Origin of the sequence: Mannheimia granulomatis (genome assembly GCF_013377255.1) — a bacterium.
Taxonomy (GTDB): domain Bacteria; phylum Pseudomonadota; class Gammaproteobacteria; order Enterobacterales; family Pasteurellaceae; genus Mannheimia; species Mannheimia granulomatis.
Map to the genome: position 1 here is coordinate 1,366,315 of NZ_CP016614.1, position 21,527 is coordinate 1,387,841.

Genomic DNA, 21,527 nt, shown 5'->3' on the forward strand with positions numbered 1-21,527 from the left:
AAAATTCAACCGCTTGCATACGCACATAGTACGCCCCTACATTGAAATTGGCTTAATTTTATTAGATTGAGCGTTTAATCTCAACGATTTCAAACACCTCGATTTGGTCACCAACTTTTACATCATTATAGTTCTTAACGCCGATACCACATTCCATACCGTTGCGTACTTCAGATACGTCGTCTTTGAAGCGGCGAAGTGATTCCAACTCACCTTCAAAGATAACCACATTATCACGCAATACACGGATTGGGTTGTTACGTTTCACCACACCTTCTGTTACCATACAGCCTGCGATTGCACCAAATTTCGGATGACGGAATACATCGCGCACTTCTGCCAAGCCAATAATTTCTTGTTTAAATTCAGGTTGTAGCATACCACTCATTGCTGCTTTCACATCATTCAACAATTCATAAATGATAGAATAGTAACGTAAATCAATGCTTTCTGTTTCAATAATACGACGAGCCGATGCATCTGCACGCACATTGAAACCAACCATAATAGCATTAGAGGCTGCAGCTAAAGTCGCATCGGTTTCAGTAATACCACCTACGCCGGAACCCACAATTTTTACTTTCACTTCAGATGTTGAAAGTTCCATTAATGATTGACTGATAGCTTCAACAGAACCCTGTACGTCTGCTTTCACAATAATGTTCAACTCTGCTACATCACCCGCAGTCATGTTGCTGAACATATTTTCTAATTTCGCTTTTTGCTGACGAGCAAGTTTCACCTCGCGGAATTTGCCTTGACGGTAAAGTGCTACCTCACGCGCTTTTTTCTCATCGCGCACAACTGTTGCCTCATCACCTGCTGCCGGTACGCCCGAAAGACCTAACACTTCCACGGGAATCGACGGGCCTGCGGATTCAATATCTTTACCGTTTTCATCACGCATTGCACGCACACGACCGTATTCAAAGCCACAAAGTACGATATCGCCTTTGTTCAGTGTACCAGATTGAACAAGAATAGTCGCCACCGGACCACGACCTTTATCTAGGTATGATTCAATTACCACACCGCTTGCCATACCATCTTTCACTGCAGTCAATTCAAGCACTTCTGATTGCAAGATAATCGCTTCTAACAAGTCATCAATACCCATCCCTTTTTTCGCTGAAACCGGTACGAATTGTACATCACCACCGAATTTCTCAGAGATAACATCGTGTTGTAACAATTCTTGTTCTACAAGATCTGGGTTAGCTTCCGGTTTATCAATTTTGTTTACCGCAACAACTAATGGTGCACCTGCCGCTTTTGCGTGCTGGATCGCTTCAATAGTTTGTGGCATCACACCATCATCCGCTGCAACCACAAGAACGACGATGTCAGTCGCTTTCGCACCACGCGCACGCATAGAAGTAAAGGCTGCGTGTCCCGGGGTATCTAGGAAGGTGATCATCTTACCATCATCGGTTTCTACATGGTATGCACCAATGTGCTGAGTAATACCACCTGCTTCGCCTGCTGCCACTTTCGCTTTACGAATATAGTCGAGTAACGAGGTTTTACCATGGTCAACGTGACCCATAATAGTAACAACCGGAGCTCGGGTTACTTTTTCCGCATCAGTATCACGGTCTTCCAATACCGCTTCTTCTAATTCATTTTCTTTACGCAAAATAACTTTGTGGCCTAATTCTTCTGCCACTAATTGTGCTGTTTCTTGGTCGATAACTTGGTTAATCGTTACCATTTCACCCATTTTCATCATCATCTTGATAATTTCAGTTGCTTTTACCGCCATTTTGTTAGCGAGCTCGGCAACCGTAATGGTTTCACCAATTACTACATCAGCCTTTACAACTTGTGCAGGTTTGGTAAAGGCTTGTTGTAATGCAGCACCTTTTTTGCCATGCTTACCTTTGCCTTTAACTTCTTTTTGATTGCGGCGATCAGCATTACGCTCGTTTTTATCATCTTCACGACCGCCCTTTTTCGCCTTAGCTACACCAGCTTTATTGTTACGCCCACGATTTTCGCTGCGACGATCATTATCTCTATCTGCTTCACGAGCATAAGAAGAAGTAAAACGATCATCATCAAAATCTTCATTCGTACTTTCACTGGTCTCTTCACGTTCGATTTCAGCTAAACGACGGGCATTTTCTGCTGCACGTTTTGCTTCCATTTCTGCTTTTTGACGAGCCAGCTCTTCTTGTTTACGGCGTAATTCAGCTTCTTCTTTACGCTTCGCCTCTTTTTCAGGATCGAGTGCTTTTTCTTGTTTTGGCTGAGATTGAACTGTCGCTTTCGGCTTATCTTCTTTTGCCTTAGTATTTGGCATTACCAGTACAGTTTGGGCTTTACTAGCGGTCGATTCTGCTGTTTTTTTTGCAGTTTCTTCTTGCATCGCTTTTTCTTTAGCTTCTGCTTCAGCTTTTTCTTTGGCTAATTTCTCTGCTGCTTCTTTTTCCTCTCTTGCTTTTGCTGCAAGAGCTTCTCTTTCTGCTTTTTCCTGTAACGCTTTAGCATCAATTTTCGGTTTTTTCTCTTTTACTTCAACCGCTTTTACTTTACCGCTGGTTGTCGTAGCATTAACTTTGCTCGCTTTACGAGCACCACCAAGCGAAAGTGTTTTTTTCTCTTCAGTCATTGTTTTATCCTCTTTGCCTGTGATTAGTTAAACCAACAAATTTGACGGGCAGCCATAATGAGCTCACCTGCTTTCTCTGCCGATAACTCTTCAATATCTGCTAAATCATCTACGCCTTGTTCAGCAAGCTCTTCAAGGGTTGTAATTTGTTTTTCGGCTAATTTAAATGCAATATGGCGCTCCATTCCATCCAGAGCTAACAGCCTCTCTTCAATTTGAGCTGATTTTAAAGCTTGTTCTTCTGCTAATGCTTTCTTCGTAATCGCATTTTTAGCACGTGATTGTAACTCTTCAACTAAGTCTTCATCTTCTAAGCCATCGATTGCAGTTAATGTACTTACCGGTACATAAGCAACAGCTTCTAACGAAGTAAAGCCTTCTTCAATCAATACTTGAGCAAATTCTTCATCAATTTCTAATGCAGAGGTTAATAAATTGATGACCTTGCCATCTTCCTCTTCATTTTTCTTGGTTAACTCTTCAACCGTCATCACATTTAACGCCCAACCGGTTAATTGTGTAGCTAAACGCACATTTTGTCCGTTACGACCGATAGCTTGCGCTAAATTTTTAGATTCAACGGCAATATCCATAGAGTGAGCTTCATCATTGATTACAATAGAGCTCACATCTGCCGGCGCCATAGCATTAATAACAAACTGTGCCGGATTATCATCCCAAAGCACGATATCTACGCGTTCACCACCTAATTCGCTGCTGATAGCCTGTACACGTGCACCACGCATACCAACGCAAGCACCGACCGGGTCGATACGTTTATCATGAGTTTTTACTGCAATTTTGGCACGAGAACCTGCATCACGGGCTGCGCCTTTGATTTCGATTACCTCTTCACCAATTTCCGGCACTTCTAACTTAAATAATTCTTCAAGCATCGCCGGTTTTGCTCGGGTAACAAATAATTGAGGGCCTTTTGATTCAGGTTTGATCTCATATAATACCCCACGCACACGGTCGCCCGGACGGAAATTCTCACGTGGAATCATATCTTCACGTACAATTACCGCCTCGCCTTTGATATCTTCTGATTTTCCTACTAACTCAAGGAAAATATTATCACGAGTCACTTTTTTAACAGTTGCAATAATAATCTTACCTAAATCAGCACGGAACTCATCAATGATTTTAGTTTTCTCCGCTTCACGGATTTTTGTTTTAATCACTTGACCAAAGGTTTGAATAGCCACTCGACCAAATTCGATAGATTCAACTTCATCTTCAATGAAATCACCTAATTGTACATTCGGATCTTCAAACTGTGCGGCCTCTAAACTAATCTCACGAGTCATATTATTGACATTCTCAACAACAGTCCAACGACGGAATGTTTGGAAATCACCGGTTTTACGGTCAACAACAACGCGAACATCAATATCTAAATCGCGACTTTTTTTAGTTGCAATCGTTAATGCCGTTTCTAAAGCTTCAAAAATGGCTTCTTTTGGTAATTGTTTCTCGTTTGATACTGCTTCTGCAGCTAATAAAATCTCTTTACTCATTGCTAGTTTGCCTTATTAATTTAAAAATTAAAAACGGGGACTAAATTCGCTTTTTGAATGTTACCAAATGCGAATTGGCGATCTTCATTTTCTACAGTTAAAGTAATTAAATCACCATCGACTTCTTTAATCTTGCCTTGCCATTTACGGCGATCGAACATCGGAATTCGCAAATGAATCACCACATCACGTCCGATAAAACGTTCATAATGGGCTGTCGTAAATAATGGACGGTCTAGCCCTGGTGAAGAAACCTCTAGGTTATATTTATCTGCAATAGGATCTTCAACATCAAAAATCGCACTTACTTGACGGCTCACATCACTACAATCATCAATCGTTACGCCACCTTCTTTATCAATATACAGGCGAACTGTTAAAAAACGCCCTACTCGTTGGCATTCAATGCCAACTAACTCAAAACCTAATGCTTCGATTGAATCTAACACTAAATCTTCTAATTTTTGCTCTAATGTTGCCAATTAAAACTCTCCAAATACAAAAAAAGCCGGTATATTACCAGCTCTTGATACGTTAAATCTGTACCAATTTCCGCAAAAAAGCCCCAGACGGGAAACCGTGGGGCTTTAAGCGATTTGTTTCTCGGTGAGAAAACATCCAACCGTAACAAGCGGTCTGTTTTTATGATTTTTTTGCAATTGCAAAATTTATCATACACCCTATAAAACAAAACTCACAACTTTAACCAAAGCTGTGAGCTTAAAACTGGTTGCGGGGGCTGGATTTGAACCAACGACCTTCGGGTTATGAGCCCGACGAGCTACCAAGCTGCTCCACCCCGCGTCTGATGGGCTGTATTATAGATATTTCATTCAATAATGCAAGCACTTTTTTAATATTTTTGCTCTAACTCCTCTTTATAGAACATTTTTAAGCCATTTTTAGTAGAGGAATCTGAAGTATAGAGCATTTGATAATAGTAGTCATAGGCTAACACGTTTTGCACATAACCACGGGTTTCATAAAAAGGTATAGTCGCAATAAATTCATCCATGGCTAATTTACCATTAGCACGTTTTAACCATTGTTCGACTCTTCCTCCCCCCGCATTATAGGCTGCTGCAATTAAAATACGATTATTGGGATATTTTTCATTTAATTCAGATAAATGGGTGGTCCCTAGCATTATATTGTTAAACGGCCTAAATAAATCACCACCACCTTTAAACGGCAAACCGTTGTCTTTTGCCGTTTTTTCTGCCGTAGCCGGCAACATTTGCATTAGACCTCTTGCATTAGCATGCGATCTTGCCTGAAAATTCCAAGCACTTTCCTGACGGGCGATTGCTTGGGCAAAGGTTTTGCTGATTTTTTTATCTGCTAATGCCAAATCATACCAATCTGAATACGCATTAGGTAATCTTAAATCAATATTCTCGAATGCCTTTATTTGAATGGTCCCTTCTACCGCCAAATCATACCAATTTTGGGCTGAAGCATATTTAATTACCGACAACTGTTGTGACTGAGTTGAAAGGCTTTTAATGAAGTAAGTCCAAATATTTCTTGCCTGCTCAAAGCGCTCTAATTGGCGTAATTCTCTTATCCTCTCAAATTCCGATTGATATAAATCAAGCTCTGCTGAAGTCAAATTCGGCGTATCTATAATAGGAAATTGATAGGCAATCCCTAGCTGCTGAGCCGCAAGCATAGGGTAAAAACCACGTTCTTGGGCTAACTTTTCAAATATTGACTTACGTTTAACTTCATTTTTCTCCGTTTTTGCCAACCAATAACGCCACTCAGCTTTTGATTGACCGTCATTTGAAAGCACAGATAACCACTCATTTAAATCAGAGTGTTGCCAAATCGCCATCCGCAAGCGACGTTCGGTTAAACTATCAACATTTAAGGTTTTGATTTGTTCATCTCTCCATAATTGAAAAGTCGGCTCTACGTTATCAAATAATCGGCTAATAAACGCGGTTTTCCATTCTTTGATTTCTGCTTCTGTAAGCTGATATTTTTCTGCCCATGCCTGATATGCTTCAAATGTTGGATTTTCTAACTTTTCAGAGAGCGTTTTTATATATTTAGGGAATAGCTGCAAAATTACCGCTTTATTTTCTGCACGAGCGGCAACCTCAAGCGGTTGATTTTCAATAAATTTTTGCAAATCTTGAGGATTATTGGCAATAGCTGAAACCTCGGTTAACCACGCTTTTAAATTTTCATCCGTGCTATTCGCTGCTAAATTCGCAATTTCAGCATTCGCACCTTGTTTGATTAATTCAATTGCTTTCAAACGTACTTTTTCATCTGTTTTAAAGCCCTGATCTTGCCAATAGCTTTCTAAATTAGCACAATCAGAAGTTAATTTAGGCGTTGCAAACCAAAGCTGTTCAAATTCATTTGCTAAAGCGAGCAGATCGGTATTTTTTGTATTTTTCTCAGTTACTTTGCTCACTTCAGGATTTATTTCCGCTTTGCTGGCTGCAAGCTCATAACGAGCTGACAGTAAACGACACTGGTCGGCTAGACTGATAGGCTTGACACTCTTAGCATATTCCACCAGCTCCTCAAAGTTTTGTTGCTGATACAGCAGCTCAAATCTAAGTTGCTGTAATGTTTTTTGATAGACCGAATTAGGATATTTATGCATAAATGCATGAATATCACTCTCTTTTGCCTGTTTTAACATTATTTTAGCATTCAACAACATCCAATTTGCCTCCATTTCCAATGGATAGCCGGATAATGTTGCCAATAATCGCAGAATAATTTGCTCACCAGAAGCAGATAAATTCTTTTGCAGTACAGCATTCTCAATTAAATAATTAAGTTGTTGAAAATTTGCTCTCTGTTTAAGGCGTAACTGCTTCGCATGTTCTATTTCTTTTTGATAAACTGCCAGCCAATCTGTTTTTAATTGTGCTAACTCTTTTTCATTATACGTTCTAACAGACTCTCTACCTGCTGCTTCTACTGCCCATCCATAACTACTTGCCAGCAATAATGCTAGCACTGTTTTTTTCCACATATATGACTCCTCGTTACTTCGCTTTAGGCAGAAAAAAGATGACTAAGTTTCAAAATAATGTTGCTTATCGACACTCAACTAAAAATCAAATTAAGCCATTTTGTTATTTCATTGCAATAAATTTATAAAAATTGACCGCTTGTGATAATAAAAACGGTCCGTTTTGCAAAATATTTACAAAATCAGACCGCTTGTTTTCAAATCAGTAATGCTTATTCTGCAAGCATTTTTGCCAATTCTTTTGGTTCTACATAACCTGCAATCAGCTCACCATTAGAGGTTAGCATATTCGGCGTGCCTGTTACGCCAAATTTAACGCCGAGTTGGTAGTGTTTTTTCACAATATTCGGTGTTTTAAGCTGTGTTGGTAAATTGCCTTTTTCAGCCTCATTGAGTGCATTAATTTTATCAGAAGAGGTCCAAATCGCTTCCATCTGTTTTGCTGTTTGTGTATTCATACCACCACGAGGGAAAGCTAAATAACGAATAGTGATCCCCAAATCGTTATATTCTTTGATCCGTTCATGTAACAAATGACAGTAATGGCAAGTAATATCCATAAACACAGTAATCACATGTTTTTCGTTTTTAGCCGGATAAACAATCATTTCATTATGGTAAGAGTTCAATTCCGCTAATAACGCTTGGTTTGTAATATCTACTGCTTTACCGTTTTTTAACTCAAAAATTTTACCTTGGATTACATAACGTCCATCTTCACTAATATAAACCACGCCTTCATTAGATGTAGCCATTTTAAATCCAGATAAAGGGGAATCTGAAATATTAACCTCTGTTGCTCCCATTTTTTCAAGTTGTTTTTTTAAATTTGCATCTGATGCTAATACCGCTGTCGATAAACAAGCTAATCCTAGCATGGTAAAATTTTTCTTCATTTAGAATCCTTACATTTTTAATTTTGCCTCTACATACTTAGATTTGTTTAAGAATGTTTGGCGTTCTTTACTACTCATACCCGAACTAGAGCCAGGCAATTTTACTGTAATTGGATTTACCGGTCTTCCGTTAATATGAAACTCATAGTGTAAATGAGGTCCGGTCGAACCACCGGTATTGCCGGATAAGGCAATACGTTCACCTTTTTTCACACTTTGCCCCGGCTTCACTAACGGTTTACTAAGGTGCATATATACTGTTGTAATGTGCCCGTGCTTTATTCGAATATAACGCCCGGCTCCTCTAGCTTGGTAGGCAACATGCTCAACCACTCCATCACTTGGTGCGATAATCGGTGTTCCAACCGGAATACCGTAATCTACTCCTTTATGAGGGCTAATACGACCTGTAATTGGGTGCCTACGTTTAGGATTAAACGAAGAAGTCACCCGAGCGGCATACAACAATGGATGGCGAGCAAAACCACCACTTAACGTTTCGCCATATTTACTATAGTAGCGCCCATTCTCTGCTTGAATTGCATAGTAGCTTTTATTACCGCTAATAACATGGATACCTTCCACATTACCTAAGTCTGTTACTTTACCGTTAATGTATTCTCGCTTAACTAAAATTGCAAACTTATCACCTTTTTTAAGTTTATTCGTTGCAATTTGTGATTGTAATCCAACCGCGAGCTGATTAATTTGACGATCCGATAAATCAACTGCCTTTAGGCTGGATGCAAAACTACCTTGGATAGTGCCACGAACGACATCTAATTTCCATTCACCTTTCTTCTCAAATTCTTGATAGGCAAATTTTCCGTTCGCTTTACGTTCATAAACCCGCTCTTGTTTTTCAGAAACAAGCCAGTTCATGTATTCTAATTCGCCATCATTGTCCAATATCCAATAAAATTGCTGACCCGGTTGTAATTGTGCCAATGCAGGATATTGCTTAATCAGCTCTTTAGCAACACTCGGCCCAAGACCGGATTGTTCCAGTACATCTTTTAATTTATCACCACGGGCAACAGTATAACTAAATTGGTCTTGGATTCTTAAAGCTTGATCAGCAACTTCCAACAAATCACCAATAGCTTGCTCAGCCTCTTGTGGCAATGTTTCTTCAAGCTCTTTTTTAGCCGCCGTATCAATACTCTCTTCAACTTCATCATCCGGACCGATTAACTCATCTTCATAGGATGTCGCTGTTTGGTCATCTATAATCTGTTCTTCACCGTCTGATACTAATGCAGATTCAGTAAGCAAATCGGTAATACGGCTGATAAAACCCACTTCATTTTCCGATTTCGGTAAATCAATTACATTTAATTCAACTTCATCTTCGTGCTTTATGTCCTGCTCATCCAAAATAAGGGTATTTTCGCGCTGGGTTTTACTCTCAACCGACGGCTGTTCCTTTAATGCCAGAACAATGCCCACCAGCAAACTCACTACAGCTAATAAAAACACCGTTATTTTGATATGTTGCTTATGTTTTTTACGATCTCTCGCTAAAATAACGTGTTGCAAAATATATCTCGCCTATTTTTTATTTACTAAAATTTACATAATCTATTGATAGACCATTTTACCAAGAAAAAATTCATTTAATCTATTGTCATAATATGAAAAATCAGCTAATTTTAGCTCAATATCCATAAATTTTTTATATTAATGAAAATTAATCAACTGACACAAACGCAAAAACTTAATCCGTTTTCACCTATTAAGCCTATTAGACCATTAGTTTCTCTTGAAAAGATTGATGTTTCTTTCAATGATCAAAAAGCGTTACAAAATATTAATCTTTCGATCTATCCTAATTCTATTACTACTATTGTCGGACCTAACGGTGGAGGCAAATCAACACTATTGAAAGTGTTGCTAAAATTAATCACCCCAAATAAAGGAAAAGTCTTTCACCAAAAAGACTTAAAAATTGGCTATGTCCCGCAAAAACTGCATCTAGACCCTTCTATGCCAATTACAGTAGCTCATTTCTTAGCACTGAAACCCAATACGGATAAAAAAATGATTGAAGAAGCATTATCGTTATTTTCAATCACACATCTAGCCCAAAACAGTATGCAAAAATTATCGGGTGGGGAGCTTCAACGTGTACTACTTGCTAGAGCTGTGTTAAACCGGCCGCAATTGCTCGTTTTAGATGAGCCAATGCAAGGGGTGGATATTACAGGTCAAACCGAACTCTATCAACTATTAAATAAAACACGCGCTTTACTTAATTGTGCTATTTTAATGGTATCACACGATCTCAATATCGTGATGGCAAATACTGATGAAGTGCTTTGTGTCAACAAACATATCTGTTGTGCCGGCACACCTGAAGTGATTACAAATGACCCAAGTTTCATCCATTTCTTTGGTGATCAATTTGCTCGAAATGTTGCATTTTATTCACATAATCATAATCACCATCACAATTTGCACGGTGATATCTGCCCGGAGCAGTGCAACTGTAAACACACGCCTCAGTGAGTTGTTTAAAATTTGTAAATTTTTTGCTAAAAATGACCGCTTGTCTGCAAATTATTGTCTAAAAATCTGACTTAGTTCACATTTTCTTATCAGAATTTGGAGTATAATAGCATGAAGTTCAAACCAATATCAGGTAAGGTCTATATGCAATATAACAATTTTGATGATTGGATTAAGTCATCGCCATTTGGCGGCTCAAGCCAATCTTATGTTGAAGAAATTTATGAACAATATTTAGTAAATCCACAGAGTGTTGATGCTAGCTGGAAAGCTATATTTGATTCATTTCCGACACACGATACCAATCAAGTTGAACAATCACATTCCCAAATCCGTTATTATTTTCGTAAATTAGCACGAGAACAACAGCCTCAATCCATTACCGTTATCGATCCAAAAGCCAGTGCCAAACAAGTTCGTTTATTGCAATGGATTAATGCACATCGTTTCCGTGGTTATTTAGAAGCACAGCTTGACCCTATCAATTATTATCGCTGGAAAACCTCTAGTGTACCTGAATTAGATTACAAATATCATGGTTTTACCGAAGCCGACTTAGACGAAACTTTTACCGTAGGTCGCTATGTTTACGGCAAAGAAACGATGAAACTAAGCGAATTAAATCATGCTCTTAAAGAAACCTATCTTGGCCCTATCGGCTTAGAATTTATGCATGTTCAAGATATTGAGCAACGTAATTGGTTGCAAGAAAAAATTGAGAGTGTATTGAACAAACCACTTTTTACGAAAGAAGAGAAACTCAATTTATTAAGTGAACTCACCGCCGCAGATGGTTTAGAGCGGTACTTAGGGGCGAAATTCCCCGGCGCAAAACGATTCTCGCTTGAGGGAAGCGATGCATTCATTCCAATGATGAAAGAGATCATCCGTCACTCTGCCCGCCAAGGTATGACAGACGTGGTATTAGGTATGGCACACCGTGGGCGCTTAAATATGTTGGTAAATGTATTCGGTAAACGCCCTGCAGAATTATTTGATGAGTTTGCCGGCAAACACGCCGATGAAAGCCGTACAGGGGATGTAAAATATCACCAAGGTTTCTCATCTAACTTTGCTGTTGACGATAAAAATGTGCATTTAACCCTTGCATTCAACCCATCCCACTTAGAAATTGTAAGTCCGGTGGTGATTGGCTCTGTGCGTGCAAGACAAGAACGTATGCGTGATACCGCACATGAAAAAGTGCTTGCAGTAACCGTGCATGGTGACTCTGCAGTGGCGGGGCAAGGTGTTGTGCAAGAAACACTCAACATGGCAAATGCACGTGGTTATAAAGTAGGTGGTACAATCCGCATTGTTATCAATAACCAAATCGGTTTCACGACTTCTAATCCGAACGACACTCGCTCAACAGAGTTCTGTACCGATATCGCGAAAATGATCCAAGCACCGATTATTCACGTAAATGGTGATGACCCTGAAGCAGTGGCTTTCGCAGCAAGAATGGCGGTGGAATATCGTACAAAATTCAAACGCGATATTTTTATTGATCTGATTTCTTATCGTCGCCATGGCCACAACGAAGCCGATGAGCCATTAGCAACTCAACCGATGATGTACAGCATTATCAAAAAGCACCCTACACCTCGTAAGGTATATGCAGATCGCTTAATTGCCGAAGGTGTATTAACCAATGAGCAAGAAATTGAAATGCTCAATCTGTATCGTGATGCCCTAGATAATGGTGACCGAGTTGTACCTGAATGGCGTGAAATGAATATGGCGGCTGTCGATTGGTTGCAATACCTCAACTACGATTGGACCGAGCCGTATGAAAGTAAATTCCCGTTAGAGCGTTTCTTAACGATTGCCAAACGTGTCTGTGAATATCCGCAATCTCTCAAAGCTCACTCTCGTGTGGAAAAAATTTACGCTGATCGTAAAGAAATGTATGAAGGCAAAAAATTATTCGACTGGGGTATGGCTGAAACAATGGCTTATGCAACTCTACTTGATGATGGCACACACGTACGTTTATCCGGCGAAGATGCCGGTCGTGGTACATTCTTCCATCGCCATGCAGTAATCCATAACCAAAATGATGGTACAGGCTATGTTCCACTGACTAATTTACATGCCAATCAAGGTCGCTTCCAAGTATGGGACTCCGTACTGTCTGAAGAAGCAGTATTGGCCTTTGAATATGGCTTTGCAACAACCGACCCTAAAACATTAACCATTTGGGAAGCACAATTTGGTGATTTCGCCAACGGTGCACAAATTGTAATAGACCAATTTATCAGCTCCGGTGAGCAAAAATGGGGCAGAATGTGTGGCTTGGCTATGTTGCTCCCTCACGGCTATGAAGGGCAAGGCCCGGAACACTCCTCTGCCCGACTTGAACGCTATTTACAGCTTTGTGCACAACAGAATATGCAAGTCTGTGTGCCATCAACACCGGCTCAGGTTTATCACATGTTACGTCGTCAAGCGATCCGTAAAATGCGTCGTCCACTCGTCGCAATTACCCCGAAATCTTTATTACGCCATCCGCTTGCGGTATCATCATTAGATGAATTGGTAAACGGTACATTCCTAAATGTGATTGACGAAGTAGATAGTATCGATCCAAAACAAGTCAAACGTGTGGTGATGTGTTCGGGTAAAGTGTATTACGATTTACTGGAGCAACGCCGTCAAAATAATCAGACGGATATTGCGATTATTCGTATCGAACAGCTTTACCCATTCCCTTATGAGGAAATGAAACAAATTCTTGAGCCTTACGCTCACGTAAAAGATTTTGTCTGGTGTCAAGAAGAACCGCTTAACCAAGGCGCATGGTATTGCAGTAAGCATAATTTTGAAGCCTCTATTCCGGAAGGCGCAAAATTAACTTATGCGGGCAGACCTGCTTCAGCTTCACCGGCTGTAGGTTATCCATCTCTACACGCTAAACAGCAAAAACAACTCGTTGAAGATGCATTAACACTCTAAAAATGCCTTCTTTTGTCGAAAAGATAAGAAAAAACGAAGAAAAGGAAGAAAACAATGACAATCGAAATTTTAACTCCTGATTTACCAGAATCTGTTGCGGATGCAACAGTCGCTACTTGGCATAAAAAAGTAGGTGATACTGTAAAACGTGATGAAATTCTAGTCGAAATTGAAACTGATAAAGTCGTTTTAGAAGTGCCGGCTTCTAACGATGGTGTTCTTGCAGAAATCTGCCAAGAACAAGGGGCGACAGTGGTGTCAAAGCAATTACTAGGTAAAATAAATACCGCACAAGCCGGTGATATCACTCAAGAAAAAATCGAACAACAAACAGAAGCGACCCCGGCTGATCGCAAATATGCCGCAATTGAACACAGCCATACAAATGCCGATGACCAAAGCCCTGCAATTCGCCGCTTATTAGCCGAGCACGACTTACAAGCTTCAGAGATAGTAGGCAGTGGAGTGGGCGGAAGAATCACTCGTGAGGATATTGAAAAAGAGATTGCAAAACGTGTTCAGCTTGCTCAAGCTACTCAAGTTGCAACTACACAAAATACAGTAAGTACTGTCGCATTTAATAGTCGCAGCGAAAAACGTGTACCAATGACACGTTTACGCAAACGCATTGCAGAACGCCTGCTCGAAGCGAAAAATACCACGGCAATGCTGACTACATTCAATGAGCTAGATATGCAGCCGATTATGAACCTGCGCAAAACCTATGGTGAAAAATTTGAAAAACAACATGGTGTACGCCTAGGCTTTATGTCTTTCTACATCAAAGCCGTGGTGGAAGCGTTAAAACGCTATCCTGAAATCAACGCATCAATTGACGGTGATGATGTCATTTACCACAATTATTTTGATATCAGCATTGCAGTTTCCACCCCGCGTGGCTTAGTGACTCCGGTTCTGCGTGATTGCGATAAAATGAGCATGGCAGACATTGAGAAAAAAATTAAAGAGCTTGCTGAAAAAGGGCGTGATGGTAAATTAACGGTAGAAGATCTCACCGGTGGTAATTTCACCATCACCAACGGCGGCGTATTCGGCTCGCTAATGTCCACCCCGATTATCAACCCACCGCAAAGTGCGATTTTAGGCATGCACGCCATTAAAGATCGCCCGGTGGCAGTTGATGGACAAGTCGTTATCCGCCCGATGATGTATTTAGCACTCAGCTACGACCACCGCTTAATTGACGGCAAAGAGTCCGTTGGCTTCTTAGTGACCGTTAAAGAGTTATTGGAAGATCCGACTCGTTTATTACTTGAAATTTAATACAAAAATTTGACCGCTTGTAATATTACAAGCGGTCAGTCTTTACTGAAATTTTGCAAACACGATAGATTCGGCTATTAAATAATAGCAGAATAAACTAAGAGGAATCTCTATGAATCTACACGAATATCAAGCAAAACAAATATTTAAACAATATGGATTGCCTGTTAGCCAAGGGATTGCTTGTACTTCCGCAGAGGAAGCAATGGCTGCAATTAGCAAGCTTCAAGGTGAGCAATGGGCGGTGAAATGCCAAGTTCACGCAGGTGGACGTGGCAAAGCCGGTGGGGTGAAATTAGTTCGCAATGCCGATGAAGTGAAAGCCTTTGCTGAAAAATGGTTGGGGAATCGCTTAGTCACTTTCCAAACCGATAGCCTCGGGCAGCCGGTGAATGTGATTTATGTGGAAGAAACCTGCAATATTGACAGAGAGCTTTATTTAGGGGCGGTAATAGATCGTTCTGCACAAAAAGTGGTGTTTATGGCATCGAGTGCAGGCGGGATGAATATTGAAGATGTCGCCCACGACACACCAGAGCTAATTCACAAAACGATCATCGACCCACTCACTGGCGGTCAGTCATTCCAAGGGCGTGAACTTGCCTTTAAATTAGGCTTAAAAGGCGATGAAGTAAAACAGTTCGCAGATATTTTTGTGAAACTCGCTACCTTGTTTGTGGAAAAAGATTTAGCCCTATTGGAAGTTAATCCACTTGTGGTCACAAAAGAAGGACAACTCCTCTGCTTAGACGCGAAAATGTCTATTGACAGTAACGCCCTTTATCGCCACCCTGATTTAAAAGCTTTACAAGATTTAAGCCAAGATGATGAGCGTGAAGCCGAGGCAGAAAAGTGGAGCCTGAACTATGTAGCGTTAGACGGCAATATCGGCTGCATGGTCAATGGTGCAGGCTTAGCAATGGGTACGATGGATATTGTAAAACTCTATGGCGGTAAGCCGGCAAACTTCCTCGATGTAGGCGGTGGTGCAACCAAAGAGCGTGTGGCAGCGGCATTTAAGTTGATTTTATCCGACCCGAATGTAAAAGCGGTGTTAGTAAACATTTTCGGCGGTATCGTTCGCTGCGATTTGATTGCTGAAGGTGTGATTGCAGCCGTCAATGAAGTAGGCGTGAATGTGCCGGTGATTGTGCGTTTAGAAGGCACCAATGCTGAAAAAGGACGTGAAATCTTATCCAACAGCGGCTTAAGTATTTTAGCGGCAGCATCATTAAAACAAGCGGCTGAATTAGCGGTAAAATCTGCAAATTAGGAGGAACAATGTCGATTTTAATTGATAAAAATACAAAAGTCATTTGCCAAGGTTTTACCGGCGGACAAGGCACATTCCACAGTGAACAGGCCCTAGCTTACGGCACACAATTAGTGGGCGGCGTTTCTCCTAACAAAGGCGGCACAACCCATTTAGGCTTACCGGTGTTTGATACGGTAAAAGATGCCGTGAACGCCACAGGAGCAACCGCAACGGTCATTTACGTACCTGCACCGGGCTGTAAAGATGCGATTTTAGAAGCGATTGATGCCGGTATTCAGTTAATCGTTTGTATCACCGAAGGGATTCCAACCCTCGATATGCTGCAAGTTAAGCAACGCTTAAATGAAAGTGGTGTGCGAATGATCGGACCGAACTGCCCGGGCGTAATTACCCCTGATGAATGTAAAATCGGGATTATGCCGGGCAATATCCATAAAAAAGGCAGAATCGGTATTGTTTCCCGCTCGGGTACGCTTACCTATGAGGCGGTCAAACAAACTACAGATGAAGGTTTTGGACAATCTACCTGTGTTGGTATCGGTGGCGACCCAATCCCCGGCTCAAACTTTATTGATATTCTAAAATTGTTCCAAAACGATCCAGAAACCGATGCAATTGTGATGATTGGTGAAATCGGTGGCTCAGCGGAAGAAGAAGCGGCAGCCTTCATTAAAGCGAATGTGACCAAACCTGTTGTCAGCTACATCGCAGGCGTTACAGCACCAAAAGGTAAACGAATGGGGCATGCAGGTGCAATTATCAGCGGCGGCAAAGGCACAGCAGATGAAAAATTCAAAGCCTTAGAAGATGCGGGCGTAACTACTGTCATAAGCCTTGCAGAGATTGGTTCCGCATTGCGTAAAATTTTAGGCTAAGGCTAATTTATCTCTTCAACCATCAAGCGGTCTGATTTTGTAAATTTTTTACACTAATATTTTATTTACTATAATGGAATATAAGTTTAAATTAGACCACTTATTATATTTATAATCAAACGGAGTATCATCCTATGGGAAACATCACAAAAATCGGAGTTACAACCTTAGCTTGCCTAATCATTTCTGCCTGTGGAAGCAGTGGTAGCAGTAATGCAGACAATCTATAAAATAGTGGGCATACAAACCAAGCATCTATCCCGACAGAAAAAGATAATAGTACAGGTCGAGTTCTTGTATTCGATGAAAAAGTACATAAAAAGGCACTCACTACTGCAACTGACTTAAATGTAATTATTGTTGATGGACAGTCTATTCCAATTGCCAAGAAACCTGCCGATACTTGGCAAGATGATGAGCGTTTACATACCTGCTGTGGTAAATATACGGATGTTCGTTTTGGCCTTAAGGAAAGTAGCGGTCCATCAGAAAAAGATTACTTCTTCTATAATGGGAATCCAACTCCAAATATGCCTACCAGTGGAACTGCACATTATACAGGTCATTCATTTATAGATTTTGACGATGAAGTATATCCTGAGGTGCAGACCAAACTCAATGTTAAAAAATGGGAAGATGACTACATCAAAGGTACTGCAACATTCGATGTTGATTTTGCAAGCAAAAAACTTTCTGGTACATTACATGAAGCTAGAATCGAACCTATTAGTGTACGCGCAACAATTAACGGAAACAGTTTTAATGGTTCTGCAACTTCAAAAGACTTCAATACAACCGCTGAATTAGAAGGAAAATTCTATGGTGAAAATGCTAAAGAGTTAGGCGGACTATTCTTCGATAACAAAAATTCTTGGGGTGGTACGTTTGGAGCTTCTAAATAATACCTAAAAACTCAAGCGGTCTAATTTGCAATATTTTTTACAAATTAGACCGCTTGTTTTGGCCTTTTATCTTACTCTTTGGATCTCCAAATTAATGGATCTACACCTTTTCGGATAAGTTCAGGGTGGTCTTCAATTTTAAACACCGGCTCTTTGCCAGCTTTTAATTGACGGATATAGTCTTTCATAATAATCCAAACGATTGGAGCAAGAATTAAAATCGCCACAAGGTTGATTACTGCCATTGATGCCATCACTGTATCAGCAAACGCCCAGACGATACCACCATCTCTAACCGCACCGAAGTACACAAAGAACAATACAATCGCTCTAAAGCCCCAAACAAACCATGCTTTGTTTTTAATGTAGCGAATATTTGTTTCTGCATAAGCATAGTTACCGATAATTGAAGTAAAGCAGAACAACAAAATAATAAAGGCTAAGAAATGCAGGCCAAATTCACCTAAGTGGAATTGCAATGCAGTCTGAGTAAGTGAGATACCTCTTAAACTCTCACCACCGTAGTTATCTGACATTAAAATAATAACCGCAGTACAAGTACAGACTACTATCGTATCGACGAATACCCCTAACATCTGGATTAAACCTTGGCTTGCAGGGTGCTTAGCATCAGAAGTGGCCGCTGAGTTTGGCGCAGAACCCATACCTGCTTCGTTTGAGAATAAACCGCGTTTGATCCCCATTAACATTGTTTTTGATACTAAAGCACCAAACATTCCACCTGCTGCTGCAGAGAAATCAAAAGCACTCTCAATAATTAAACCAATAATACTTGGTACTCGCTCAATGTTCATACCTAGAATAATCACAGCAATAATTAAGTAAAATAGCGCCATCATCGGAACGACTTGAGCAGAAACCTGACCAATACGTTTTACCCCACCGGCAATAATAATGCCTGTAATTACGACTAATGCGATCCCCACATAAATAGGATCCCACTCCCAAGCGTTACGTGTTGCCTCTACAATTGAGTTTGCTTGTACGGCATTAAAAGCAAAGCCAAAAGTAAAAATAAGCGTTATAGCAAAAGCAATTGCTAATGGAGGCAATTTTAAACCACGAGTAATATAGTAAGCAGGTCCACCACGGAACATGCCATTTGGGTCACGCGTTTTATATAACTGTGCTAATGAAGACTCAGCAAAGGCAGAACTCATTCCCATCAATGCTGTTAACCACATCCAGAAAACAGCACCCGGCCCACCTAAAGCAATAGCGGTAGCAACACCACCGATATTACCGACACCTACACGGCTTGCAAGACCTGTTGTAAATGCTTGGAATGGTGTTAATGAAGCACCATCTGCAGAACGTCCACCCCACATTTCACGTAAACTTTGCAGAAAAAGACGTAGTTGTACAAAGCCTGTTGTGATAGTAAAAAATAGACCTGCACCTAATAACAGCAGAATTGTAATATCCCAAAGCGGACCGTCAATTGTATTAACAATCCAAGTAAGGATACTTTCAAATAATGAAATAATAGAATCCATGAAGACCTCTTAATAGAATAAAAATGGTTGTATTTTAGCGAGTTTCCAATTTTTGAAAAGATTTTTTAATGGTTTTTATTAATTTTTTCTATAAAAAATTAACGTCTAAATAAACTGCCTCCACTTTCAGTTTCAATAAAGCTGCCATGAAATAAGCTAGCTCCTAACAAAATTAACGCCATACCTATTATTAATTTCAGTAATAAAACTAATGTTTGATTCATCTGTGCAGAAAAATACCAACGGCTTATTTGAAAAGCCTTATTTCTTGCCACAATAACCAAATAAGCAAACAGAGTTAATGTAGAACCAGTGCCTATTGCCATGGTAATAGCAGCAATCACGCCCCATAAATAGAGATTTAGTGTATAAGAGAGAAAAAGCACCAAAATTGCACCGGAACATGGTCTGGCACCGATGCTGAAAATAAGCATTAATTGAGATTTCCAATCTGAAGCTTTTTTCATTTCATCAGTAGTGGGTAAATGTTTATGTCCACAGCCACAATGCTCATTGTGTACATGGTGTTTCGGTGTTACAAGCGGTAATTTTTTAGTTGAATTTTGCGAAAGACGAAGGGATCTAATCATCGGCTTATCTGATTTTCGTACTCCTCTAAACACTTGGTAGCACCAGTAAAGGCCGAATAATATCATCATACTAAAGCTGGCTCTTTCCACCCATTTCAACGTCACATTAAAATATTGACGAGACAGAGTGAAAATTACCACGATAACCGTCACCAGTGAAATTGCAACCAAACCTTGTACTAAAGCAGAAGCAAAAGTAATTTTCATGGCTTGGTTTAGCTTTGTTTTTTCAAAAGAGAGATAACTACTTAAAATAAATTTCCCATGCCCCGGACCTACCGCATGAAAGACACCATATAAAAAGCTAACCAAAACTAAGGTGATACCTGCCCTGTTTTGATTTTCCCCCAATTCATTCATTGAGCTGGCAAGTTGCAAATTAAACGATTTTTGCCATTCCATCACTTTAAATAACATGAGCGGATAGAGTTGATAAATTGCAAAAAAAGCCAATAAACCAGCCGCTACCCACCCTAAAAATTTAGCATTTATTCGCATATTATCTCCACTTTTTGTGCAAATTGAGCCCCTAATGAGTAATCTACATTTTCAGGTATATCCGGTGATTGATTTTTGTCTAAACCTGAAGCATAAAGACGCAGTTTACTATCAACTTGCGGCAATACTAATTTTGCCTTACAGACAGTATTTGAAATGCTAACATCCTTAGCGCTATTGTATTCCATCGAAATATAATAGCTCGGCTCATAGGTATAAAAGCGAGCTTGATTCTGCTTTAAATTATAAGGTTTGCTTAGGTGAAAGGTAATATAAAACACAACCCGATTTCCTTTTATATCAAAACGGGTCTCTGTCGGCTTAGTTGTAAATTTAATCGGCTGGTTTTTACTATCATACAAAGTGCTGAAATAGTGATTTTGTACAGCAGATTGCACCATTTCAGCGGTAATATCTTTTTTTGTTTTCTCTTTATCTACGCTGTTTTGAAGTTCGTAAATCAGCTCTGAAGAACTGATTTCATCTAACATCCATTCCATTTGGAAAGACTTTAACAGACTATCTTCTACTATAATCCGGTTTTTAAGATCAACAAACGAATGCGGATGAGCAAGTGCTTGAGAAACATATAAAGAAACACAAGCAACAATAAATATTTTTACTAATTTCATTTTTCCAGCCATATAAAAATAAAAAGCGAACAAGTTACCCTGTTCGCTATGTCAAAATTCAGTGAGTTGGTCGATAAGCCGAGTTCTGTCGCGGACAATCATTCATCTAGGCGTATATTCACACATACGCTCAAGCAACCTACCCGAACTCTCGGCGGGCCACCGATTGAGTTCCTATTTGGTCTTGCTACGAGTGGAGTTTACCGTGCCGTGGAATGTTGCCACCCACGCGGTGCGCTCTTACCGCACCCTTTCACCCTTACCTGCACTTACGTACATCGGCGGTTTGCTCTCTGTTGCACTAGTCGTAGGCTCACGCCTCCCAGACGTTATCTGGCACTCTGCCCTATGTAGCTCGGACTTTCCTCTCGTTTATTTGTCCCACTTATCACCCGTTTCGGGCTTTTACTTTACAGCACTAAGGGCTTCAATAAACCAGCGATTGCCTAACCAACTCAA

Annotated in this window: 15 protein-coding genes, 1 tRNA gene and 1 other RNA gene; 6 read left to right on the plus strand and 11 right to left on the minus strand. The window is 40.2% G+C overall.

From position 1 onward, the window contains the following. Positions 1–61: 61 nt before the first annotated feature. The 7 genes from infB to mepM form a co-directional block, all read right to left on the minus strand. Positions 62–2,611 carry a translation initiation factor IF-2 gene (gene infB / locus A6B41_RS06350; protein WP_027074476.1) on the minus strand — a complete coding sequence of 850 codons (2,550 nt, stop codon included), beginning with the start codon at positions 2,609–2,611 and terminating at the stop codon, positions 62–64. A 23-nt stretch (positions 2,612–2,634) separates the two neighbouring features. Then, positions 2,635–4,131 carry a transcription termination factor NusA gene (gene nusA / locus A6B41_RS06355; RefSeq protein ID WP_027074475.1) on the minus strand — a complete coding sequence of 499 codons (1,497 nt, stop codon included), beginning with the start codon at positions 4,129–4,131 and terminating at the stop codon, positions 2,635–2,637. Between the two features lie 20 nt (positions 4,132–4,151). Beyond that, positions 4,152–4,613 (minus strand): ribosome maturation factor RimP, encoded by a 462-nt coding sequence (rimP, locus tag A6B41_RS06360; protein ID WP_027074474.1) that lies wholly within the window; start codon positions 4,611–4,613, stop codon positions 4,152–4,154. Positions 4,614–4,858: 245 nt separating this feature from the next. Continuing rightward, positions 4,859–4,935: transfer RNA gene (locus A6B41_RS06365), tRNA-Met, on the minus strand. 49 nt (positions 4,936–4,984) lie between these two features. Beyond that, complete coding sequence (locus A6B41_RS06370; protein ID WP_027074473.1) at positions 4,985–7,132, minus strand: transglycosylase SLT domain-containing protein; 2,148 nt, start codon at positions 7,130–7,132, stop codon at positions 4,985–4,987. Between the two features lie 212 nt (positions 7,133–7,344). Beyond that, positions 7,345–8,028 carry a bifunctional protein-disulfide isomerase/oxidoreductase DsbC gene (gene dsbC / locus A6B41_RS06375; RefSeq protein WP_027074472.1) on the minus strand — a complete coding sequence of 228 codons (684 nt, stop codon included), beginning with the start codon at positions 8,026–8,028 and terminating at the stop codon, positions 7,345–7,347. Positions 8,029–8,037: 9 nt separating this feature from the next. Continuing rightward, complete coding sequence (gene mepM / locus A6B41_RS06380; RefSeq protein ID WP_027074471.1) at positions 8,038–9,567, minus strand: murein DD-endopeptidase MepM; 1,530 nt, start codon at positions 9,565–9,567, stop codon at positions 8,038–8,040. Between the two features lie 144 nt (positions 9,568–9,711). Between mepM and znuC the strand changes: the two genes are divergently transcribed. The 6 genes from znuC (at position 9,712) to A6B41_RS06410 (ending at position 17,831) form a co-directional block, all read left to right on the plus strand. Then, a complete protein-coding gene (gene znuC, locus A6B41_RS06385; RefSeq protein WP_027074470.1) occupies positions 9,712–10,536 on the plus strand; it encodes a zinc ABC transporter ATP-binding protein ZnuC in 825 nt (274 codons plus the stop codon). 144 nt (positions 10,537–10,680) lie between these two features. After that, on the plus strand, positions 10,681–13,494 hold the full coding sequence (gene sucA / locus A6B41_RS06390; protein WP_027074469.1) for a 2-oxoglutarate dehydrogenase E1 component: 2,814 nt from the start codon (positions 10,681–10,683) through the stop codon (positions 13,492–13,494). Between the two features lie 54 nt (positions 13,495–13,548). Further along, complete coding sequence (gene odhB / locus A6B41_RS06395) at positions 13,549–14,778, plus strand: 2-oxoglutarate dehydrogenase complex dihydrolipoyllysine-residue succinyltransferase (RefSeq protein ID WP_027074468.1); 1,230 nt, start codon at positions 13,549–13,551, stop codon at positions 14,776–14,778. 112 nt (positions 14,779–14,890) lie between these two features. Continuing rightward, positions 14,891–16,051, plus strand: coding sequence for an ADP-forming succinate--CoA ligase subunit beta (gene sucC, locus A6B41_RS06400; RefSeq protein WP_027074467.1), 1,161 nt, complete (start codon positions 14,891–14,893; stop codon positions 16,049–16,051). An 8-nt stretch (positions 16,052–16,059) separates the two neighbouring features. Beyond that, on the plus strand, positions 16,060–16,929 hold the full coding sequence (gene sucD / locus A6B41_RS06405) for a succinate--CoA ligase subunit alpha (protein WP_027074466.1): 870 nt from the start codon (positions 16,060–16,062) through the stop codon (positions 16,927–16,929). A gap of 380 nt (positions 16,930–17,309) precedes the next feature. Further along, complete coding sequence (locus A6B41_RS06410; RefSeq protein ID WP_336214341.1) at positions 17,310–17,831, plus strand: Slam-dependent surface lipoprotein; 522 nt, start codon at positions 17,310–17,312, stop codon at positions 17,829–17,831. A gap of 71 nt (positions 17,832–17,902) precedes the next feature. Here A6B41_RS06410 and A6B41_RS06415 read toward each other — a convergent pair whose 3' ends face one another. The 4 genes from A6B41_RS06415 to rnpB form a co-directional block, all read right to left on the minus strand. Beyond that, positions 17,903–19,348: an alanine/glycine:cation symporter family protein gene (locus A6B41_RS06415; protein WP_027074465.1), complete on the minus strand. Its 1,446-nt coding sequence runs from the start codon at positions 19,346–19,348 to the stop codon at positions 17,903–17,905. Positions 19,349–19,446: 98 nt separating this feature from the next. Beyond that, on the minus strand, positions 19,447–20,436 hold the full coding sequence (locus A6B41_RS06420) for a nickel/cobalt transporter (protein WP_027074464.1): 990 nt from the start codon (positions 20,434–20,436) through the stop codon (positions 19,447–19,449). Beyond that, the gene (locus tag A6B41_RS06425; RefSeq protein ID WP_027074463.1) at positions 20,427–21,068 is read right to left on the minus strand and encodes a DUF1007 family protein; all 642 of its coding nucleotides are present in this window, start codon (positions 21,066–21,068) and stop codon (positions 20,427–20,429) included. The genes A6B41_RS06420 and A6B41_RS06425 overlap by 10 nt, the downstream gene beginning before the upstream one ends. A 58-nt stretch (positions 21,069–21,126) precedes the next feature. Next, positions 21,127–21,526, minus strand: an RNA gene (gene rnpB / locus A6B41_RS06430) — RNase P RNA component class A. Between the last annotated feature and the right edge of the window lies 1 nt (position 21,527).